The following is a 17,346-nucleotide window of genomic DNA, read 5'->3' on the forward strand; positions in this document are numbered from 1 at the left end:
CTTTTAATATATGACAACCAGCCTAAAAGAGGGTATTCCGTCCCTTTTTTGATTATATTGTATTATTTAATATGAAATTCCTTTTTTGAATCAGTATGTAACATAATGCGGTTTAAATTTATTGGGTGAAGAAATTAACGAGAATTTTACCGATTATATGCTGAATAACGCTCGTTATTTTTCTATATAACGCCATTAGCAGGGATTTACATCCCCACTAAAATTTTATCTAAGTTCTTTTTCGATTTTGCCACACTTTGCAGTGGCGTTAACCCCTCAGGGTATTCCTCTTGCTCAAGCACTAACCATTGGGTATTACCATCTGTTTCTAAGGTGTCGATGATTTCTGGCCAATCTATGCTGTTTTCACCAATAATGGGGCTCAGTATGCTGCCATTTTTAGTACGAACTTTTATGTGTGTTGAGAGCGTTCGCTTGGGGTATTTTTTTATGAAATAAAGAGGGTCTTTACCCGCGTAATTAACCCAGCCAATGTCTAGTTGTAATGGCATGCTATTTGGGGTGTTGCTAGCGATGTAATCCCAAAATGTTGCGTTATTAAATGCATTAAACTCTTTATTATGATTGTGAAAACCGATCTTCATATTATAGCGGCTTGCATAATTACTGACTTTAGTCAGCTCTTTAACCAATGATTTAACGCCTTCTGGGTGCCATGCTCGCTCATCCCAAGGGACATACAGTGTTGTTACCCCAAGTGTTTTGTAAAAAAGGAGTGTGCTATCAATATTGCTTTCATTGAGTGCATCAAAGCCGACGTGAGCACTACTGGCAAGTAAGCCCAATTCAGTTAGTTTTGCTTTGAGGCCGGCAGGGTTATCACTGTAAGGGCCAAAGTCTGCGGCAAACTCAACGCCATCAAAGCCCATTTCAGAGAGTGATTTTAAAGTATTATGGAAATCTTTTTTAAGGGAGTCCTTAACCGACCATAATTGCACACTGACTGGAATAGTCGCCAATAACTGACTGCTAAATACAAAGCAAATTAAAAATAATAAATAACGAGAGTTAAACATATTTAAATCCTAAAAAAGCAGGGGAGTTAACCCCCTGCATTGCAGTGTGTTATAAAACAACACAAGGGGGGAAGCTAATCGGTATAGGCGTATTCGCTTAAGCCTAGGTCTACTAAAATCTGATCTAAATGCGCTTTTGCCTCGTCAGACGGTCCCGGATAATCGCCTGCAATAGGCACATTTCCTAAGTAGCCAATGTCTTTACAGCCCTCAGGCGTGCAGAAGAAAGCGGCTAACACCAACTCTTTAAAGCGTAAAAATGCTTTACCAATACGTTGAAATTGGGCAGGTGTTTGTTCATTAAAATAAGCAATATCATCTAAAATTGCGCGATGCTGTTGCTCACTTAAGGCGGTAAATGGCTTCTTAAAGCGCAACTTAGATTCGTCGTTTATCCACGCAAGTGAATTTAAAATTTTAATGCGGTCACGTTGTTGTCCTTCATAAGGTGCGCTAACCCATTCATTGATAACCGCCGGTACGTGCAACTCACTTGCCGATGGAATAGTGCCTTCGCGCGGCACAATGTAATCGGATAATAACGCCACTAAGGTTATTTCGTCCGCCGTTAATGTCAATGGCCATGGTGATTGTGGTGGGATCACTAAATTGGGATCTTGCCCATAACCTTTTGCGGTAATAGGTTTAATATCTAAGTCCGGCCAATGCCCCTCAGTTGAGGATGCTGCACCGATTTCAAGTGCTTTTGTACACCCTGCGGTTAGCCCGACCGCTGAGCCTGCGGCTAATAAGCCTAGCCACTTTAAAGAGTCTCGTCGACTCATTCCTGAAACATAGTTATAGGTTTCGTGTTCGTTACGATGATGCATAATTAAAGTACCCCATTATCAATTTGTTGAGCAAGCCAAGTTGAATTACGCATTGCCAGCGTCATGATGGTGAGCGTACAGTTTTTATGTGGGTTTGAGGCAAACACCCCTGCATCCATGACGAACAAGTTATTACAATCCCACGTTTGACCCCATTGATTAGTCACAGAGTCTTTCTTTGAGCTGCCCATGCGTGTGGTACCTACCTCATGGATAATCTCGCCACCTTTTGAAATAGCTTTTTCGGCAGGCGGGAGTTCACCAACCTCTGCGCCCATGTTTTCAAGGATTTGTTTGGCCGTTTTTAAGCCATGCTCAATTTGCTTTAATTCACGATCAGACCACTTAAAGTGGAATTTCGAAACCGGAATACCCCATTTATCTCTAACGTTTTCGTCAATTTCCATGTAAGTATCTTTATTTGGTAACATTTCACCGCGTAGCGCAAATCCTACATAAGAGCCGTACGCATCGCGAATTTGTTGTTTTAAGGCGGGGCCATACCCTTGTTTATCGCCAGACACACCTGAACCGGGTTGTCTGAAGCCGCCACCAATTTCAAAGTGATAACCACGTGGGAAATCTAACTCATTGTTAGCTTGGGCTTGATGGCCCCACCAAGGAATGAATAAGTGGTTTGCGGTATGACCATCTTCGTTATAACGCGGGCGGCCTTTTAGTGCTGGAATTTGTGCTCCTAGCCATGCACCTGTTGAATCCATTAAATTACGACCAACCTGACCACTCGAATTAGCAAGACCTTTAGGGTGTGTTTTGTGTTTAGAGTTTAATAAAATACGTGCTGATTCGCAGGCACTGGCCGCAAGAATGACCACATCAGCTTCAAGAGCGTGCTCTGTGACTGTTTTCTTATCAACATAGGTTACACCCGTTACTTTACCTTGATCATTAACAGCCACCGATTTTACCATTGCATCAGTAATCACTTTTAAATTACCCGTTGCTTTTGCCATAGGTAACAGCGATGTTGTTGTTTGGAATGCGGCACCAATTGAGCAACCAGAGCCACATGGTGTTGCATAGAAGCATGCTAAACGGTCGTCTTTTGGACGGGTTAAAACCGCACGATGCATTGGCACAGCTTGAATGCCCAATTTCTTTGCAGAAGCAGCAATTAATAACTCTGGTACGCGGGGTTTTGGTGGTGGCTGCAAAATACCCGGCGATGAATCTGGCATATCTTCATGGCCAGTGTTAGTGCCACACACTCCAACGAGCTCTTCAGTTTTGTCGTACCAAGGTGCTAAGTCGGCATACTCGAAAGGCCAGTCCGCACCGTGACCATCACGGCTTTTACCTTTAAAGTCGTGTTCACTAAAGCGCAGAGAGTAACGACCCCAGTGATTAGTCCGGCCGCCTAACATGCGAGCACGCCACCAATAAAAGTCGCTGCCTTTTGCACTGGTGTATGGCTCATCGGGCACTTGCCAACCGCCATCGACCGTTGCATCGTAGAAACCAAAGTTTTTATCTTTGTTGCCTGCCCCCATTAATGGAGCCTCGCTATTGCGGCGAAACATTGGGCTTTCTGTTTTTGGATCATAATGTCGACCTGCTTCTAACAGCAGTACTTTATGACCTAGTTTTGTAAGTGTGTAAGCAGCCATTGCGCCACCCGCACCAGAGCCAACAACCAATACCTTATGTTTAAATTCAGACATCTTAAAGCTCCTTAATTTTTATATTTTTAAACCACACTTTATCGCCGTGATCTTGAAGCCCGATATGGCCTTGCTTAGCCGTTGCAAAGTTTTGCCAATTGGCAAACTTACTGCCTTTTACAAGCGTGTTCCATGTTGTACTACCAATAACGATGCTTGTCGTACTAATGCCGTTTTGCCAAACTTGTAGATGGTTGTCTTGCATTTTTATACGCACATGGTTCCAGCTATTGGCGGGTTTATGTGCAGCAGCAGGGGCAGCGAATAAATCATAAATTGAGCCAGCTAAATGAGAGTCAATTTTGTTATCTGGGTGCTCTTTGTTATCAATAATTTGAATCTCTGGCGCATGTGAATAAATCATTTGTCCTGTTTCATCGGCCAGCACAAAAATACCACTGTTGCCCTTGGTTGAAATTTTCCAATCAATGTGCAGTTCAAAGTTTTGATATTGTTTCTTGGTTAGTAGGTCGCCACCTCCTTTTGTTAAGGTCATGGCGCCATCTTCAATAACCCAAGCTGGATTTAAAGAGTCACTTTTAAAATTACGCCACTGTGACATGTCTTTGCCATCAAACAGTAACTGCCATCCGGCGTTTTTTTCTTGTTGTGTTAGCTGATTATCAGTCGCATTAGCGAGTGCACAGCTACTAACTGTGAGCACTAAAGTCAGTGCTTTGAGAGATTTAAACATGGTGTTCCTCGACGATTTACTTGCTTAAGATGCGCACTTTTCAGCGCGTTTGTTGTTATTAATAACTAAATGCAACCCTATGAATGCCACAATTAAAATAATCGGGAATATCAACAGGTTTTGTAATACAGCCTGTCCGGCCAAAATTTCGATTTGTTCCGCGCTGGCACCTGATGCTTTTGCAGACAAACGGGCACTGTCTATCCAACTTCCTATGACTGGATTCCAAATACTCATTGCGAACATGCCCGCGCCTCCCATTAACGACATACCTAGCGCGCCCGATTTCGGAATGTATTCGGCAACACAACCAAGCATGGTAGGCCAAAAGTAAGTTACACCAATGGCGAATAAAATAGCGGCTAAATAAATCATGGTGCCTTGTGCTTGGCTCATCATAAAGATACCTAAGCTTGCACAAAGCGCAGAGCCAAGTAATACACCTGTAGGGTTAAGCTTGTGGACAATAGGGCCTGCAAAAAAACGACCTACCGCCATGAGCCCTGTTATAAGTGCTAAAATGACCATGGGTGATGCCCCCGATGAACCTAAAATACGTTCAATCCATTGCTGAGTACCAAACTCCGTAGTGGCGGTCAGTGTCATACACGCTATAAGAAATAAATACAGCGGGGTAAATAAATGACGAATGTTGCTGCTGGTCGAGTGGATACGTGTATCAAAGGTCGGAAATTTTGCTTTAATTAGCATGGCACCATAAATAATGGTCGGAACTAATATTAAAGCGACTTGCCACTGCCAGTTAAGGCCGGCAGCCGACATGAAATTAGACGCTAATGCACCAATTACAATCCCGCCAGGGAACCAAACATGAAAGCGGTTAAGCATAGTGGTGGTGTTTTTAGGGTACATTTCAGCTATTAATGGGTTACAACCTGCTTCAACAGAGCCGTTTGCAAAGCCTATTAGAAAAGTCGATACCAGCAAGCCCCAAAAGCCATCTGCGGTGATGGTTAAGGCAAGGCCAAGTAAGTGACAAATAAATGCCAACGCGACCAGCTTTTTAGCACCAATAGCGTTGTAGATTATACCACCGAGCATGGTCGCAACGGGGAAACCTAAAAACGCCATTGCATTGACCCAACCGAGTTCGGTGTCAGTTAAACCAAAGTCACCACCAAGTTGACCCAAAATACCAGCGCGAATGGCAAAGGTCATCGAGGTCACAATCAGTGCTATACAGCAAAGCCGAAAGACAATGCGATTATAATTATTGTTGTCCATATTGTGTGTCCTGTGTGTTCAATTGTTGTCGGTTTTATAAACCTAAAATTCGATTATTACGCTCAGTGTTTGTTGCGCCACTGGCAAAATCGTCAAAGGCTTTGTCGGTGGGGTTTATTAAATGTGCGTTAATAAACTCAGCGCCTTCTCGTGCCCCATCTTCTGGGTGTTTTAAACAACACTCCCATTCAAGCACTGCCCAGCCATCGAAGCCATATTGGGTTAATTTGCTGAAAATTTGCTTAAAATCGACTTGCCCATCACCTAAAGATCGAAAACGGCCCGGTCGGTCTTGCCAGTTTTGAAAGCCGCCGTATACCCCAGAGCGGCCATTTGCAATAAACTCAGCGTCCTTGACATGAAACGCTTTTATGCGTGAATGATAAATATCGATAAATGCTAAGTAGTCTAATTGTTGCAATACGAAGTGACTCGGATCATATAGAATGTTCACACGAGGGTGATTATTTGTGGCGGCTAAAAAGCGCTCAAATGTTACCCCGTCGTGCAAGTCTTCGCCCGGATGTAATTCATAGCAAACATCAACACCGTGTTCATCAAAACAATCTAAAATTGGTAACCAACGTTTAGCGAGTTCGTTAAAACCTTGTTCAACAAGTCCCTGTGGACGTTGTGGCCACGGGTAAAAGGTATGCCATAAAAAAGACCCCGAGAACGTCGCATGCGTTGTTAAACCAAGGCGTTTACTCGCTTTTGCGGCAAACATTAGCTGCTCCGTTGCCCATTGTGTGCGTGCCGCTGGGTTGCCTTTTACGTGGTCTGCAGCAAAATTATCAAACATTTCATCGTATGCAGGGTGTACCGCAATCAGCTGACCTTGCAAGTGGGTTGATAGCTCTGAAATTGTAAGGCCTGACTCGGCTGCAATACCAGTGACTTCATCGCAGTATTGCTGGCTTTCGGCGGCTTTTTCTAAATCGAAAATAGCGGGGTTAGAGGTAGGGACTTGAATGGCCTTGTAACCTAAACCACTGGCCCATTTACATAATCCACGAAAGCTATTAAAAGGGGCTTCATTGCCAATAAATTGCGCCAGAAAAATCGCTGGCCCTTTGATTTTTTTCATTATGTATTATCCAATCTGTAAACTGTGCCACTTAGTATCGCGCTCTGACGAGGCTACAACATGCTCAATAAATGCCATACCGCGAACTGCCTCTTTGATACCGGGTACATCAAACTCTTGATTTGTGGCGCTGTCGCCTTGTTTAAATGCGTGAATTTGCTTTGCAAAATTACTGTAAATGTTGGCAAAGGCTTCAAGGTATCCTTCAGGATGACCCGCCGGTGTGCGCAGTGCATTTTGCGTATCAGTGTGAAGTACGCCTACACCCGCTCTTAGCAAGATAGCTGCTTGGTTATGCGCACGCAGCCATAAGCTATTCGGCTCTAGTTGCGACCATTCAAGGCTGGCTTTATCACCATAAATACGCAGGCGTAGATTGTTTTCGTCACCAATAGCGACTTGGCTTGCGAGTAATACGCCTTTGCTACCGTTGTTAAAACGCAGTAGCACCGTGCCATCATCATCGAGGCTGCGGCCATCAACTACATGGTTCAAATCGGCACACAGTTGGGTTATTTCGAGGCCCGATACATACTCAGCCAAATTTGCTGCATGCACACCAATGTCGCCCATGCAGCAACTTATTCCCGATTTACTCGTATCAAGACGCCAGCTTGCTTGCTTAGAGCTTTCATCTTCACTTTGTGCAAGCCAGCCTTGGGTGTATTCAACAATGACTTTACGAATACAGCCAAGCTCACCCGCTTTAATGCGCTGCTTAGCCTCTTTGACCATCGGGTAGCCGGTGTAGGTGTGTGTTAATCCATACAAAAGACCCTGTTTGGTAATGATTTCTTGTAATTGCTGTGCTTCGACAAGTGAAAGAGTTGCAGGCTTGTCTGATAAAACATGAAAACCGTGCTCTAGAGCCATTTTTGCCACCGGAAAGTGCAAGTGGTTAGGCGTTACAATTGCCACAAAATCAACGCGCTCTTCAGCAGGTAATTTTGCTTCTTCTGCAAATAGGGTGAGGTAACTGTCGTAGCAACGGCTGCTATCGAGGCCAAGTAATTCGCCAGTTGCTTTACATTTGTTGGCATCCGAGCTGAATGCACCAGCCACAAGCTCTATCATGCCATCTAATCGCGCTGCAATGCGATGAATTGCGCCTATAAAGGCACCTTCGCCACCGCCGATCATAGCCATGCGGATTTTAGCTTTGCTCATCTTAAGCGCTCCTAATCAAAGTAGCGTTTGCTACTGTTAATGTCATGTTATTGATAATAGGTAAGCTTGGGCAATAAGCGATAATAAAAATTCGGTTGACAATGCAACAAAATCGGCGTTTAAAATATAATGGCAATGACATTTTTTAGGGGTGTTTTAGTTATGAATATTCAAGAAATAATAAAAAAAGCGGGAGTCAATCAGCTCATTGCTGCATTTGATCTATTACCCGATATCCTCTTTTGGGTGAAAGATACGGATAGTAGAATATTACATTGTAATCAGCATTTTATTGAACATCAGGGTTATAAAACTCTAGAGCAAATTTTACTAAAAACAGATTTTGACTTTTCGCCTAAACACTTAGCGTTTCAATATGTGAATGACGATAAGCGAGTGATGGAAGGCTTTATCGTGACAGACCGTCTTGAGCTTAACCAAACCCTGCAAGGTGAGCTTGGCTGGTTTTCAACATCTAAGCACGCACTCAAAGATCACGATGGTAATGTGATTGGCACCTATGGTGTGACGCGCCATTTACAAAAAACATCTAAAGCCCTTTCACACGTGCGTGCAATTGAAGAACCTGTTAAGTATATTCGCGAACATTATCATCGCCAAATTAGTATTGATGAACTGGCAGAACTCGCACACTTATCGATTAGCGCTCTAGAAAGGCGATTTAAAAAGCACTTAGCAAAGACTCCAAATCAGTTTATAAACGAAGTGCGTCTCGAAAACGCACGTAAATTATTAATTGAAACACGCATACCAATATCACAAGTAGCGTATCAATGCGGTTTTTCTGAACCAAGCTATTTCAGCAAACAATTTCGGCGTTTGTTTGGTGAAATACCATCACAAATGCGTGCTCAATTAGGCGACTAACATGACTGTTTTGCCAATAAAATAGCGCCTTCTTCAGCACTAGCTTGCGCTAACGTTAACTGAGATTGACTTGACGGGCTTAACCAAGGAGTAATGGCTGAGGCAATACCGCCTACCAAGGTAACACGGTGTATATTTTGAGCTCTAAAGTAAGCGATATAGCGGTCTATAAAAGAGCCTGCCTCGGTGAGTAATTGTTGGCAGAAACTATCGTTAGGATGCGCGAAAACGAGCGGCGCAAACTTGGCGAGCTCCCCAGGGGAGGCCGTTATTAACTGTTGGCTTAAAGCTTGACTCGACTTGCAATCGAGCTCATCTAGCAGAGTATTTATAACACTTGAGCGCTGTGTAACGCCATCGAGTACTTCAAATGCTTTTCGGCATAGCTGTAAGCCTAGCCAGCCCCCACTTGCACCATCGCTTAGTAATAAGCCATATCCGCCTAACTCGGTGATGTGCTGATGACGTTGGAAACCGGCGCAAAAACCCGTCCCAAGAATAATGACCGCACCATCATGATGCTGATGAGCGCCTTTACACGCAATCACTAAATCGGTTGACACAGTAAACTGAGCAAAAGGGTGCTGCCACTGCGCCATTGCTTTGCTTGCTGACTCGATATTAGCCCCTGCAAGACCTGCATGCGCAGAGGTTTTTTTCAGCTCAGTGAGAGGTAAGCCAGCATATTCAAATGCACGTTTAGTTGCATCCAATAGAGATGCTTGGCTTTGCACAGCGCTGGTAGCGACATTGGCTGAGCCGCTAATTGCTTCACTCAATAGATGACCGTCTTGGTTTTCTAAGCGAACTTTACATTTACTGCCACCGCCGTCGATACCTAGATAATACAGGTGCTTTGTAGTCATATTTAATCCTTTTTGAGCAATGAACAAATTGCATCTATGTCGATATCACCAATCGAATTATGCACACATGAGTGAACATGCAGAGACGCCTTCGCTGAATGATGGTTTATTAATTGCCACAGTGTTGGCGCACTATCTAACGTTATGCCGCCACCAATTACAATTTCTGGCTTAGCATTAGCATGCGCGAGTAAGGTGTTAAGTTGAGTTTGTCCATCGACTGCATTACGCCCACTTTGCCATGGTGTGCCTGATGTTAAAATGCGATCGACGTTTAATGCAGTGAGTGAGTCAAGGGCTTTTATTGGTGATTCAAGCGTGTCGAAGGCACGGTGAAAAGTAACCGTTAAATTAAAATACTTTGCAGTATTAACCAACGAATGGGTTATGTCTTCATCGACTTGCTGATGTTTAATTGCACCAAATACTACACCATGTGCACCGGATTCTGCTGCGTACTTGATCTGTTCACACATTATTTTATGACACTGAGAATCGACTTCGAATTGATCATTGTACGGACGTATCATCACTAATAATTCTGCATTATTCTTTAAATTTTTCACTGCACATTCAATGGCTGACACACTCGGAGTTAAACCGCCAAGATGCAAATTACAGCACAGTTCAAAGCGTTTCACGCCTAATTGGCTCGCTGATGAGATATTGTTTGCGAGCTGCTTTAAATGACTTTCGTTTAAGCAGACTTCAAGAATTTTACCATTACTCATTGCTGTTTTTTTGTCTTATATATTTTGGGTCGTTAAATTTGCTAAACATAATGTAATGTCGGTACTAACTTGTATTTATATTTTGTTATTTAAAATCAATTGGTTGGTTTTGTTTTTTTAGTTGGTTTTGTTCATGGAATCACTATAGAAACTATGGGGTTACTATAAAGCAGAATATAAAAAAAAGAATATAAAATATTCCATACGCCGATTTTGTCATATCTGTCACCGAATTTTTATTATCACTTTTTAATCACTCACCCTATTCTGAGTTTGAGTTTTACAAGCTGTTAACTCCCAATAATCAGTTTCAAAACGACAACAATAAAGTGCTTTTGTAAGCAGTTTAGTCTTACAAGCATAAGCAGAACACACAACTGGAGAAAGGCATGGGCACGCAAAGAGCAATAAAAAGAAAAGGGCAAGGACGGCATTTTAAACGCAATGCAATTTTGCTTTCATTACTCGCGGCGGTTAATACAACTTACGCAGCAGAGCAAGCTGAAGAGGATGTTGAAGTAATTGAAGTGCGAGGTATACGATCTTCAACGGCAGAAAATTTAGCAATTAAACGTTTATCAGCTGCCACGGTTGATGCAATTACAGCCGAAGATATTGGTAAGTTTCCTGACAAAAACGTCGCGGACTCATTACAGCGTGTATCGGGCGTGCTGATTGACCGTGATGGCGGGGAAGGCAGTCGAGTGAGTATTCGTGGTACTTCACCTGATTGGACACTCACGCAATTAAACGGTAATTACATTGCATCATCTGGCTCGGGTACGCCCACGCGAAGTTTTAATTACACATTACTGCCTTCGAGTATGATCAAAAGCGTTGAAGTATATAAAAGTGCAGAGGCACGAATCGATGAAGGTGGCATAGGTGGTACTGTCATTTTACACACACGTAAGCCACTCGAAATGGAAGCAAACTCGGGCGCATTAAGCGCTGAATTAACTTACGATGATGTTTCCGAAGATACTAAGCCGCAAGTAAATGTGCTGTATTCATGGAAAAATGATGACGAAAACATAGGTGTATTAGCAGGCTTTACACGTCAAGACCGCACCGTGACAACAATCACCAACAATGCCTCACACTGGCGTTTTCACTCAGATACTGTTGAAGGTGCAGAACGCCCTGCGTTGGTCGACCAGGCAACTGGTGAAGTGTACAACAATGTCTGGGCACCTCGTGCTATGAGTGTGAATAACTCAAATCAAGACCGCACTCGGGATGGTTATCAAGTCGCAGTACAATGGGCTCCAAGTGACAGACTTGATCTAAACTTTAACTATTTTGGTGCCAAGTTAGGCTACGACCAAACAGGGCAAAGCATTACATTTGCGGAGTGGAATGATAACCATAATCCGTATTACGGTATTGTTCTTGATGGCGATACAGTTATCGCGTACGGCAATGGCGACAACGGCTTACTCAATGATAATAACTGGGGTGATGCTGATGTAAACGGGGGTGTGCCTGTTCGTCGTGGTTTGTTGTCGCCACAATTAACTGGGCGTGAGCGTTTTGGCGAGTCAAAATCAAACACCTACGATTTCGAAGGCACTTATTATGGTGATACTTACAGCGTTACAGTTAAGCTTGGACACACAGAAGCTGAAGGCGGAACGTCAAAAGAAACGTACGCAAATATTGATGCGCGCCAAGGCTCTGTAAATAGCTGGTTATGGTCAATTGAGAATGGTAAGCCGCATTATGAGGTATCCACTGATTTGGCAACCGATAAAGAAGCATACCAATACTATGATTGGTTTGATTCATATTCATCAGAAAATGAAGATTCAGAAGATTACCTTCAAAGCGATGTAAAATTTGATCTTGATGGCAGCTTTTTCACTCGTTTCTATGTGGGTGCGAAATACAGAGATCACGAGATTAAAGGGATTCGTAATGACTTTCGTTGGGATGACGGCATAGCTGATAATGGTGGTTACCGTGGCTATTTACCAGGAACAGAGTGGTTTCATAACCCAGATTTTCATCCAGATCCGGCGACGCTTGTAAGTGACCATGTTGTTGATAATAGTGCTGGTGATACAGGTGCATTCAACTTTTTAGCGTTTGATTTTAATGCGCTTGATGATTATCTAAAGCAAAATTTCAGTCAAACAGTGATGCCAAGTCTATCAGGCACCTATGCGCTTGAAGAAAAAATATGGTCTGTTTACTCTCAAGCTGATTTCGAGTGGCAAAACTTTCGAGGTAATGTAGGGGTCCGCTATGTAAACACTAAGCTTAGCACCCTTACATACGACGACGTCATTGGCCAAGATGATGATGATACAGATCCAAATGAGCGCAGTAGTGATGGCAGTGAAGTATTACCTAGCTTTAACTTAGCATGGGATGCAACCGAAGACCTCGTCGTTCGTTTTGCGGCCGCACGGACTATGGCAAGGGTAAGTTATTCTGACTTAAGTCAAGCGGAGTCATACGGACCACCCGTTAACATTAACTCACCAGATTCATGGACTGGTAGAGGTACAGGAACCTCTGTAAATACCGGCCTTGAGCCAATGCTTTCTGATCAATTCGACTTAGGAATTGAGTGGTATTACGGTGATGGTTCGGCGCTTGGTGCTACTTTGTTCTCTAAAGATATCTCTAACTTACCTATTTCGACTGTTGAAATTGTAGAACGTGAACACGATTGCTGTAATGGGCCGATCGAAGTAGAAATGAACACCAAAGTGGGTGGTGGGGATGCGAAATCTGAAGGTTTAGAGCTGTTCTTCCAACACTCGTTTGATAACGGCTTTGGTATTTTAACTAACTATACCTACACAGATACTAGCACTAGCGAAGTATCGACGGATGGGCAAAAAACAGAGGCTGAAATTCCGGGTACAGCTAAGCACCAATATAATGTTTCTGTGTACTTTGAAAATGACGACTTTAGCGTTCGAGCTTCGTATAACTGGAAAGATGATCGTGCAAACGGTATTCACCAGGGCTACAACTTATACACTAAAGACTATGGTCAGTTAGATGTGAATGCATCTTACAACCTGACTGATGCGTTGTCATTTACAGCGTCGGTGGTAAACCTAACAGAAGAAATTGAAGAAGGTTATTGGAAGCAAAGTAATCGATTTACCTATAACCAATATTCAGGTCGCCGTTTTTACCTGGGTGCAAACTATAACTTCTAGCAGAAAGTTGTTTGTTAAACGCCAAAAAGGTACCTTACTTAAGGTACCTTTTTTGTTGTAAGGATATGCAGTGATAAAATTTATAAAAGCGACAGTTCTAGACAAGCCTTACTTGCTCACCTTACGCTTAAATACCATGGTTGAGCATTTAGAAAAGCAAGGTTTGTTCTTATCTCTTGGGCAACATCAAGCACGCGTAGCAGAGCATTTTGAGCACAGTCATTTAGTCTTTGCAGAGGCACAATGTGTAGGTCTTGCTAAGTTTACTAGAGAACAAGGTCACATAAACCTACTGCAGTTACAAATAGAGCCAACAGAGCAAGGGAAGGGGTTAGGAACAAAGGTGTTACATGCGCTAAAAAATGAAGCGAATGTAATTAACTTAACCGTTCTTAAAGCAAATCCCGCATATGGGCTTTATCAACGGGCAGGTTTTAAAACCATAGGCGAGGACGACTACGAGTTTCATATGCAGTGGCAGAAATAAAAAAGGGCGCTGTTATCTATAACATGGCGCCCAATTTTGACTATTTCTTTTCTTCGTCAGGTAAAGTGACGTTAAGCTCAAGGACCGCTAAATCATCTTCGTTTTGGTCAAATTGAACCTGAACTGCATCAGTGCTTACGTTCACGTATTTACGAATAACATCAAGGATGTCTTGTTTTAGCTGTGGTAGGTAATCAGGCGTACCACGTTGTGAACGTTCGTGTGCGACAATGATCTGCAATCGCTCTTTTGCAAGTGACGCACTGCTTTTCTTTTCTGAGCGGAAGTAGTCAAGTAAAGACACATTAACCTCCAAAAATCCGTTTGAACAAGCCTTTTTTCTCTACATCTAAAAAGCGAAAATCAACTGTTTCACCTAGCAGGCGATTAATTGCATCTGTGTACGCTTGGCCCGCATCAGATTCAGAATCTAAGATCACAGGTTGACCAGAGTTCGATGCACTTAATACCGCTTGTGATTCAGGAATAACACCTAATAGTTTAATTGCAAGAATTTCTTGTACATCTTCAACTGATAGCATCTCGCCTTTTTCAACACGCTCTGGGTTGTAACGCGTTAATAGTAAGTGTTCTTTTACGCTTTCAAGGCCTTCTTCAGCACGCTTAGACTTGCTGTGTAAGATACCTAAGATACGGTCTGAATCTCGAACCGACGATACCTCTGGGTTGGTAGTAACAATTGCTTCATCAGCAAAGTACATTGCCATCATGGCACCCGCTTCGATACCCGCAGGTGAATCACAGACAATGTAATCAAAATCTTTTTTCAGCTCGTTTAGAACGCGTTCAACACCTTCACGGGTCAGGGCGTCTTTATCACGGGTTTGTGAAGCAGGTAAGATAAAGAGTTTATCAACACGTTTATCTTTAATTAGAGCCTGATTTAGGTTTGACTCGCCATTAATAACGTTTACAAAGTCATAAACAACACGGCGCTCACAACCCATGATAAGGTCTAGATTACGCAAACCAATATCAAAGTCGATAATAACGGTTTTAAAGCCTTTAAGTGCTAAACCTGTGCCAATTGCAGCACTCGATGTGGTTTTACCAACACCACCTTTACCAGAAGTAACGACAATTACTTTTGCCATGAGATTTATCCTTTAACCAAAGCTGAAATTTCTAATGAATCATTTTTTTGTTGGATTTGTACGGCATTACCCCAGTGTTCACCTTGTAGGGAGTCGCTGATCCAATAACTGCCATTAATAGAAACAAGTTCTGCTTCTAATTTTTGGCAAAATATTTGTGCCTCGTTGTAACCTTTTGCACCCGCAATTGCACGGCCGCGTAATGTGCCATAAATGTGCACATTACCATCGCTTATGACTTCAGCGCCGTGGCTTACAGCCCCAATAACAATAAGGTCGCGGTCTTTTGCATACACTTGCTGCCCTGAGCGCACCGTGCCATGAATGACTTGTGCTGGTAGGTGAACGGTTTTTTCAACGATAGACGTATTTGTTTGTTGTTTAGCGGTTGCTCCCTTAACGTCCTGTGAATAGTTCAAGACCGATAAGCCCGCTGCTTTTGCGTTTTCGTTTTGTTCTTGCGTGCCATTACACACACCGACAGGGTTAAACGATAAGCTTGTTAACATAGACTTTAAAAACGAGAAATCAAGCGCTTCATCTTGTACGTCGCTTAAGTTGATTACGATAGGCGCACCGGCAAAAAACTTAGGTGCTTGGGCGATTTTCTCATCTAACTGCTTACTTAAAAGAGAGGTATCTGCTGTAAATAAATGTAAAACAGATAATGTAAAGAGGTTCCCTTTTAATTCAAAAATTTGTTCCGACATACACGCTCAATTGAATTTTCTTGGTTAGTCGTATTTACAGATAAACGCAGGCTGAACAAGGCTTATACAGTAAAAATCTAACCTAATTTTTATAACTTATTATTTGACTCATGTTATAGTGTGCGCCTTCGTTAAGCAAGATATTATAGGGTCATAATGCTAACTGCGGTGTATAAAAGTAAGAAAAAAGCGGATACCTACCTTTTTGTAGAGAAAAGAGAGGATTTTAGTCGAGTCCCAGACGCTTTATTAGCGACATTTGGCCAGCCTCATTATGTGATGATGATCAATCTTGCTAGCCGTAAAAAGTTAGGTGTTGCAGATTTAGAGGCGGTTAAGCAAGCGTTAATTGAGCACGGTTTCTACTTACAACTACCTCCGCCGGAAGAAAACCTGCTGACCGAATTTAAAAAAGACAAGGGAGCTGATAGTGATTAAAAAACTTGCCGTTATTTTATTAAGTGCCTCGTTGAGCACATCTGTACTGGCAGAACAAAAAACACAAGCCGATTTTGATTTATATGTTGCCGCATTAAAAAAAGAAGCGCTTGAAAAAGGTTACGACCAAGCACTGCTTGACCAAGCCTTTGCAACGGCTAAATTCAAAGAAAAAGTAATCTCGGCAGATAAAAATCAGCCAGAAGTAAAAGAAACACTAGAAACCTATCTACCAAAACGTGTGCCGCAATGGAAAATTGATCGCGCACGTAAATTGTATAAAGAAAACCAAGACGTTCTTGAAAAAGTAGCGAAAGAATATGGCGTTCAAGCACGCTTTATTGTTGCACTTTGGGGCCTTGAAAGTAATTTCGGTAAAATTCAAGGTGGACACAGCGTGATTGCATCACTCGTGACACTTGCATTTGATGGCCGCCGCGAAACCATGTACAAAAACCAACTTTGGGCTGCACTTGATATCTTAAAAGAGGGGCATATTACCCTTGATAAGTTCAAAGGCTCTTGGGCAGGTGCAATGGGGCAAACGCAGTTTATGCCAACCTCATTTAATTCTTATGCGGTTGATTACAATGGTGATGGTCGCAAGGATATTTGGACAACCGAAGAAGATGCCTTCGCCTCTATTGCAAATTACCTTAAGCAAGCAGGGTGGAACGATGACTTAACGTGGGGTCGCCAAGTTAAATTACCGGAAGACTTTGATAACGCAAATATTCTTAAACGTGGCACTAAAACGCGCAGTCAATGGCTTGAATATTGGAAAGAGTCAGAGCGCAGTCTAGCTGACTGGCAAGCATTAGGTGTTCGTAAAATGGATGGTAGTGACTTACCAAACGTTGACATTACTGCCGCGATGGTGATGCCGGATGACGTGAACGGCCGTATGTATCTAGCCTACGATAACTACAAAGCACTCATGCATTGGAATCGCTCGTATTACTTTGCAACCAGTGTGGGTTACTTATCAGATCGCATCGGTTACCCAGCGATTAAGTAACTTATTGTTATTAACTGTTAGGCTTAGTTTTAACTGAGCCTGACGGTTTATTGCCTCCTTATTAGATTACTCCCTGTGCAATGTAAGAACATTAAGTGCAGTTTTGATTATTCGTTCAAAACCCACTAAAACATGACCTGCAAAAGAACGCCCGAAACAAGTATCACGCCTA

Annotated in this window: 17 protein-coding genes; 5 read left to right on the forward strand and 12 right to left on the reverse strand. The window is 42.6% G+C overall.

Annotated elements, in window-relative coordinates:
- Positions 1-206: 206 nt before the first annotated feature.
- The 7 genes from ACSSVW_RS01510 to ACSSVW_RS01540 form a co-directional block, all read right to left on the reverse strand.
- The gene (locus ACSSVW_RS01510; RefSeq protein ID WP_074989075.1) at positions 207-1,037 is read right to left on the reverse strand and encodes a sugar phosphate isomerase/epimerase family protein; all 831 of its coding nucleotides are present in this window, start codon (positions 1,035-1,037) and stop codon (positions 207-209) included.
- 74 nt (positions 1,038-1,111) lie between these two features.
- Positions 1,112-1,867 (reverse strand): gluconate 2-dehydrogenase subunit 3 family protein, encoded by a 756-nt coding sequence (locus tag ACSSVW_RS01515; protein WP_421420364.1) that lies wholly within the window; start codon positions 1,865-1,867, stop codon positions 1,112-1,114.
- A gap of 2 nt (positions 1,868-1,869) precedes the next feature.
- Positions 1,870-3,549 (reverse strand): GMC family oxidoreductase, encoded by a 1,680-nt coding sequence (locus ACSSVW_RS01520; protein ID WP_454178688.1) that lies wholly within the window; start codon positions 3,547-3,549, stop codon positions 1,870-1,872.
- Between the two features lies 1 nt (position 3,550).
- On the reverse strand, positions 3,551-4,243 hold the full coding sequence (locus tag ACSSVW_RS01525; protein WP_065979059.1) for a 3-keto-disaccharide hydrolase: 693 nt from the start codon (positions 4,241-4,243) through the stop codon (positions 3,551-3,553).
- A gap of 24 nt (positions 4,244-4,267) precedes the next feature.
- Positions 4,268-5,488, reverse strand: a complete 1,221-nt coding sequence (locus ACSSVW_RS01530; RefSeq protein ID WP_454178689.1) for an MFS transporter — start codon at positions 5,486-5,488, stop codon at positions 4,268-4,270.
- Positions 5,489-5,522: 34 nt separating this feature from the next.
- Positions 5,523-6,575: a sugar phosphate isomerase/epimerase family protein gene (locus tag ACSSVW_RS01535; protein WP_065979061.1), complete on the reverse strand. Its 1,053-nt coding sequence runs from the start codon at positions 6,573-6,575 to the stop codon at positions 5,523-5,525.
- Positions 6,576-6,581: 6 nt separating this feature from the next.
- Positions 6,582-7,742 carry a Gfo/Idh/MocA family protein gene (locus ACSSVW_RS01540; protein WP_036971931.1) on the reverse strand — a complete coding sequence of 387 codons (1,161 nt, stop codon included), beginning with the start codon at positions 7,740-7,742 and terminating at the stop codon, positions 6,582-6,584.
- Between the two features lie 162 nt (positions 7,743-7,904).
- On the opposite strand from ACSSVW_RS01540, the gene ACSSVW_RS01545 reads away from it, so the two are divergent.
- Positions 7,905-8,630: an AraC family transcriptional regulator gene (locus ACSSVW_RS01545; RefSeq protein WP_075593275.1), complete on the forward strand. Its 726-nt coding sequence runs from the start codon at positions 7,905-7,907 to the stop codon at positions 8,628-8,630.
- Here the strand turns inward: ACSSVW_RS01545 and ACSSVW_RS01550 are convergent.
- Both ACSSVW_RS01550 and ACSSVW_RS01555 read right to left on the reverse strand, forming a co-directional pair.
- The gene (locus ACSSVW_RS01550; protein ID WP_454178690.1) at positions 8,627-9,496 is read right to left on the reverse strand and encodes a BadF/BadG/BcrA/BcrD ATPase family protein; all 870 of its coding nucleotides are present in this window, start codon (positions 9,494-9,496) and stop codon (positions 8,627-8,629) included. The genes ACSSVW_RS01545 and ACSSVW_RS01550 overlap by 4 nt on opposite strands.
- Positions 9,497-9,498: 2 nt before the next feature.
- Positions 9,499-10,227, reverse strand: a complete 729-nt coding sequence (locus tag ACSSVW_RS01555; RefSeq protein ID WP_454178691.1) for a copper homeostasis protein CutC — start codon at positions 10,225-10,227, stop codon at positions 9,499-9,501.
- A gap of 389 nt (positions 10,228-10,616) precedes the next feature.
- Between ACSSVW_RS01555 and ACSSVW_RS01560 the strand changes: the two genes are divergently transcribed.
- Together ACSSVW_RS01560 and ACSSVW_RS01565 are read left to right on the forward strand one after the other, a co-directional pair.
- Positions 10,617-13,406 (forward strand): TonB-dependent receptor, encoded by a 2,790-nt coding sequence (locus ACSSVW_RS01560; protein ID WP_051501852.1) that lies wholly within the window; start codon positions 10,617-10,619, stop codon positions 13,404-13,406.
- A gap of 70 nt (positions 13,407-13,476) precedes the next feature.
- Positions 13,477-13,893, forward strand: a complete 417-nt coding sequence (locus ACSSVW_RS01565) for a GNAT family N-acetyltransferase (protein ID WP_454178692.1) — start codon at positions 13,477-13,479, stop codon at positions 13,891-13,893.
- A 40-nt stretch (positions 13,894-13,933) separates the two neighbouring features.
- On the opposite strand, the gene minE is transcribed toward ACSSVW_RS01565, so the two are convergent.
- Genes minE through minC form a run of 3 tightly spaced genes read right to left on the reverse strand, consistent with a single transcriptional unit; the run spans position 13,934 to position 15,718 of the window.
- A complete protein-coding gene (gene minE, locus ACSSVW_RS01570) occupies positions 13,934-14,197 on the reverse strand; it encodes a cell division topological specificity factor MinE (protein WP_036971927.1) in 264 nt (87 codons plus the stop codon).
- A gap of 1 nt (position 14,198) precedes the next feature.
- A complete protein-coding gene (gene minD / locus ACSSVW_RS01575) occupies positions 14,199-15,008 on the reverse strand; it encodes a septum site-determining protein MinD (protein WP_036971926.1) in 810 nt (269 codons plus the stop codon).
- Between the two features lie 5 nt (positions 15,009-15,013).
- The gene (gene minC, locus ACSSVW_RS01580; RefSeq protein ID WP_454178693.1) at positions 15,014-15,718 is read right to left on the reverse strand and encodes a septum site-determining protein MinC; all 705 of its coding nucleotides are present in this window, start codon (positions 15,716-15,718) and stop codon (positions 15,014-15,016) included.
- 156 nt (positions 15,719-15,874) lie between these two features.
- On the opposite strand from minC, the gene ACSSVW_RS01585 reads away from it, so the two are divergent.
- Both ACSSVW_RS01585 and ACSSVW_RS01590 read left to right on the forward strand, forming a co-directional pair.
- Entirely contained in the window at positions 15,875-16,156 is a 282-nt protein-coding gene (locus tag ACSSVW_RS01585; RefSeq protein WP_036971922.1) for a YcgL domain-containing protein, read from the forward strand.
- Positions 16,149-17,174 carry a lytic murein transglycosylase gene (locus ACSSVW_RS01590; RefSeq protein WP_118844898.1) on the forward strand — a complete coding sequence of 342 codons (1,026 nt, stop codon included), beginning with the start codon at positions 16,149-16,151 and terminating at the stop codon, positions 17,172-17,174. Before ACSSVW_RS01585 ends, ACSSVW_RS01590 begins: the two co-directional genes overlap by 8 nt.
- Positions 17,175-17,346 lie beyond the last annotated feature (172 nt).

This window comes from Pseudoalteromonas sp. MBR-15, from assembly GCF_053628915.1.

Bases quoted from the DNA above. Each gene is read 5' to 3' on its own strand.
- ACSSVW_RS01510 (WP_074989075.1), bottom strand. From the start codon at position 1,037: ATGTTTAACTCTCGTTATTTATTATTTTTAATTTGCTTTGTATTTAGC.
- ACSSVW_RS01515 (WP_421420364.1), bottom strand. From the start codon at position 1,867: ATGCATCATCGTAACGAACACGAAACCTATAACTATGTTTCAGGAATG.
- ACSSVW_RS01520 (WP_454178688.1), bottom strand. From the start codon at position 3,549: ATGTCTGAATTTAAACATAAGGTATTGGTTGTTGGCTCTGGTGCGGGT.
- ACSSVW_RS01525 (WP_065979059.1), bottom strand. From the start codon at position 4,243: ATGTTTAAATCTCTCAAAGCACTGACTTTAGTGCTCACAGTTAGTAGC.
- ACSSVW_RS01530 (WP_454178689.1), bottom strand. From the start codon at position 5,488: ATGGACAACAATAATTATAATCGCATTGTCTTTCGGCTTTGCTGTATA.
- ACSSVW_RS01535 (WP_065979061.1), bottom strand. From the start codon at position 6,575: ATGAAAAAAATCAAAGGGCCAGCGATTTTTCTGGCGCAATTTATTGGC.
- ACSSVW_RS01540 (WP_036971931.1), bottom strand. From the start codon at position 7,742: ATGAGCAAAGCTAAAATCCGCATGGCTATGATCGGCGGTGGCGAAGGT.
- ACSSVW_RS01545 (WP_075593275.1), top strand. From the start codon at position 7,905: ATGAATATTCAAGAAATAATAAAAAAAGCGGGAGTCAATCAGCTCATT.
- ACSSVW_RS01550 (WP_454178690.1), bottom strand. From the start codon at position 9,496: ATGACTACAAAGCACCTGTATTATCTAGGTATCGACGGCGGTGGCAGT.
- ACSSVW_RS01555 (WP_454178691.1), bottom strand. From the start codon at position 10,227: ATGAGTAATGGTAAAATTCTTGAAGTCTGCTTAAACGAAAGTCATTTA.
- ACSSVW_RS01560 (WP_051501852.1), top strand. From the start codon at position 10,617: ATGGGCACGCAAAGAGCAATAAAAAGAAAAGGGCAAGGACGGCATTTT.
- minD (WP_036971926.1), bottom strand. From the start codon at position 15,008: ATGGCAAAAGTAATTGTCGTTACTTCTGGTAAAGGTGGTGTTGGTAAA.
- minC (WP_454178693.1), bottom strand. From the start codon at position 15,718: ATGTCGGAACAAATTTTTGAATTAAAAGGGAACCTCTTTACATTATCT.
- ACSSVW_RS01585 (WP_036971922.1), top strand. From the start codon at position 15,875: ATGCTAACTGCGGTGTATAAAAGTAAGAAAAAAGCGGATACCTACCTT.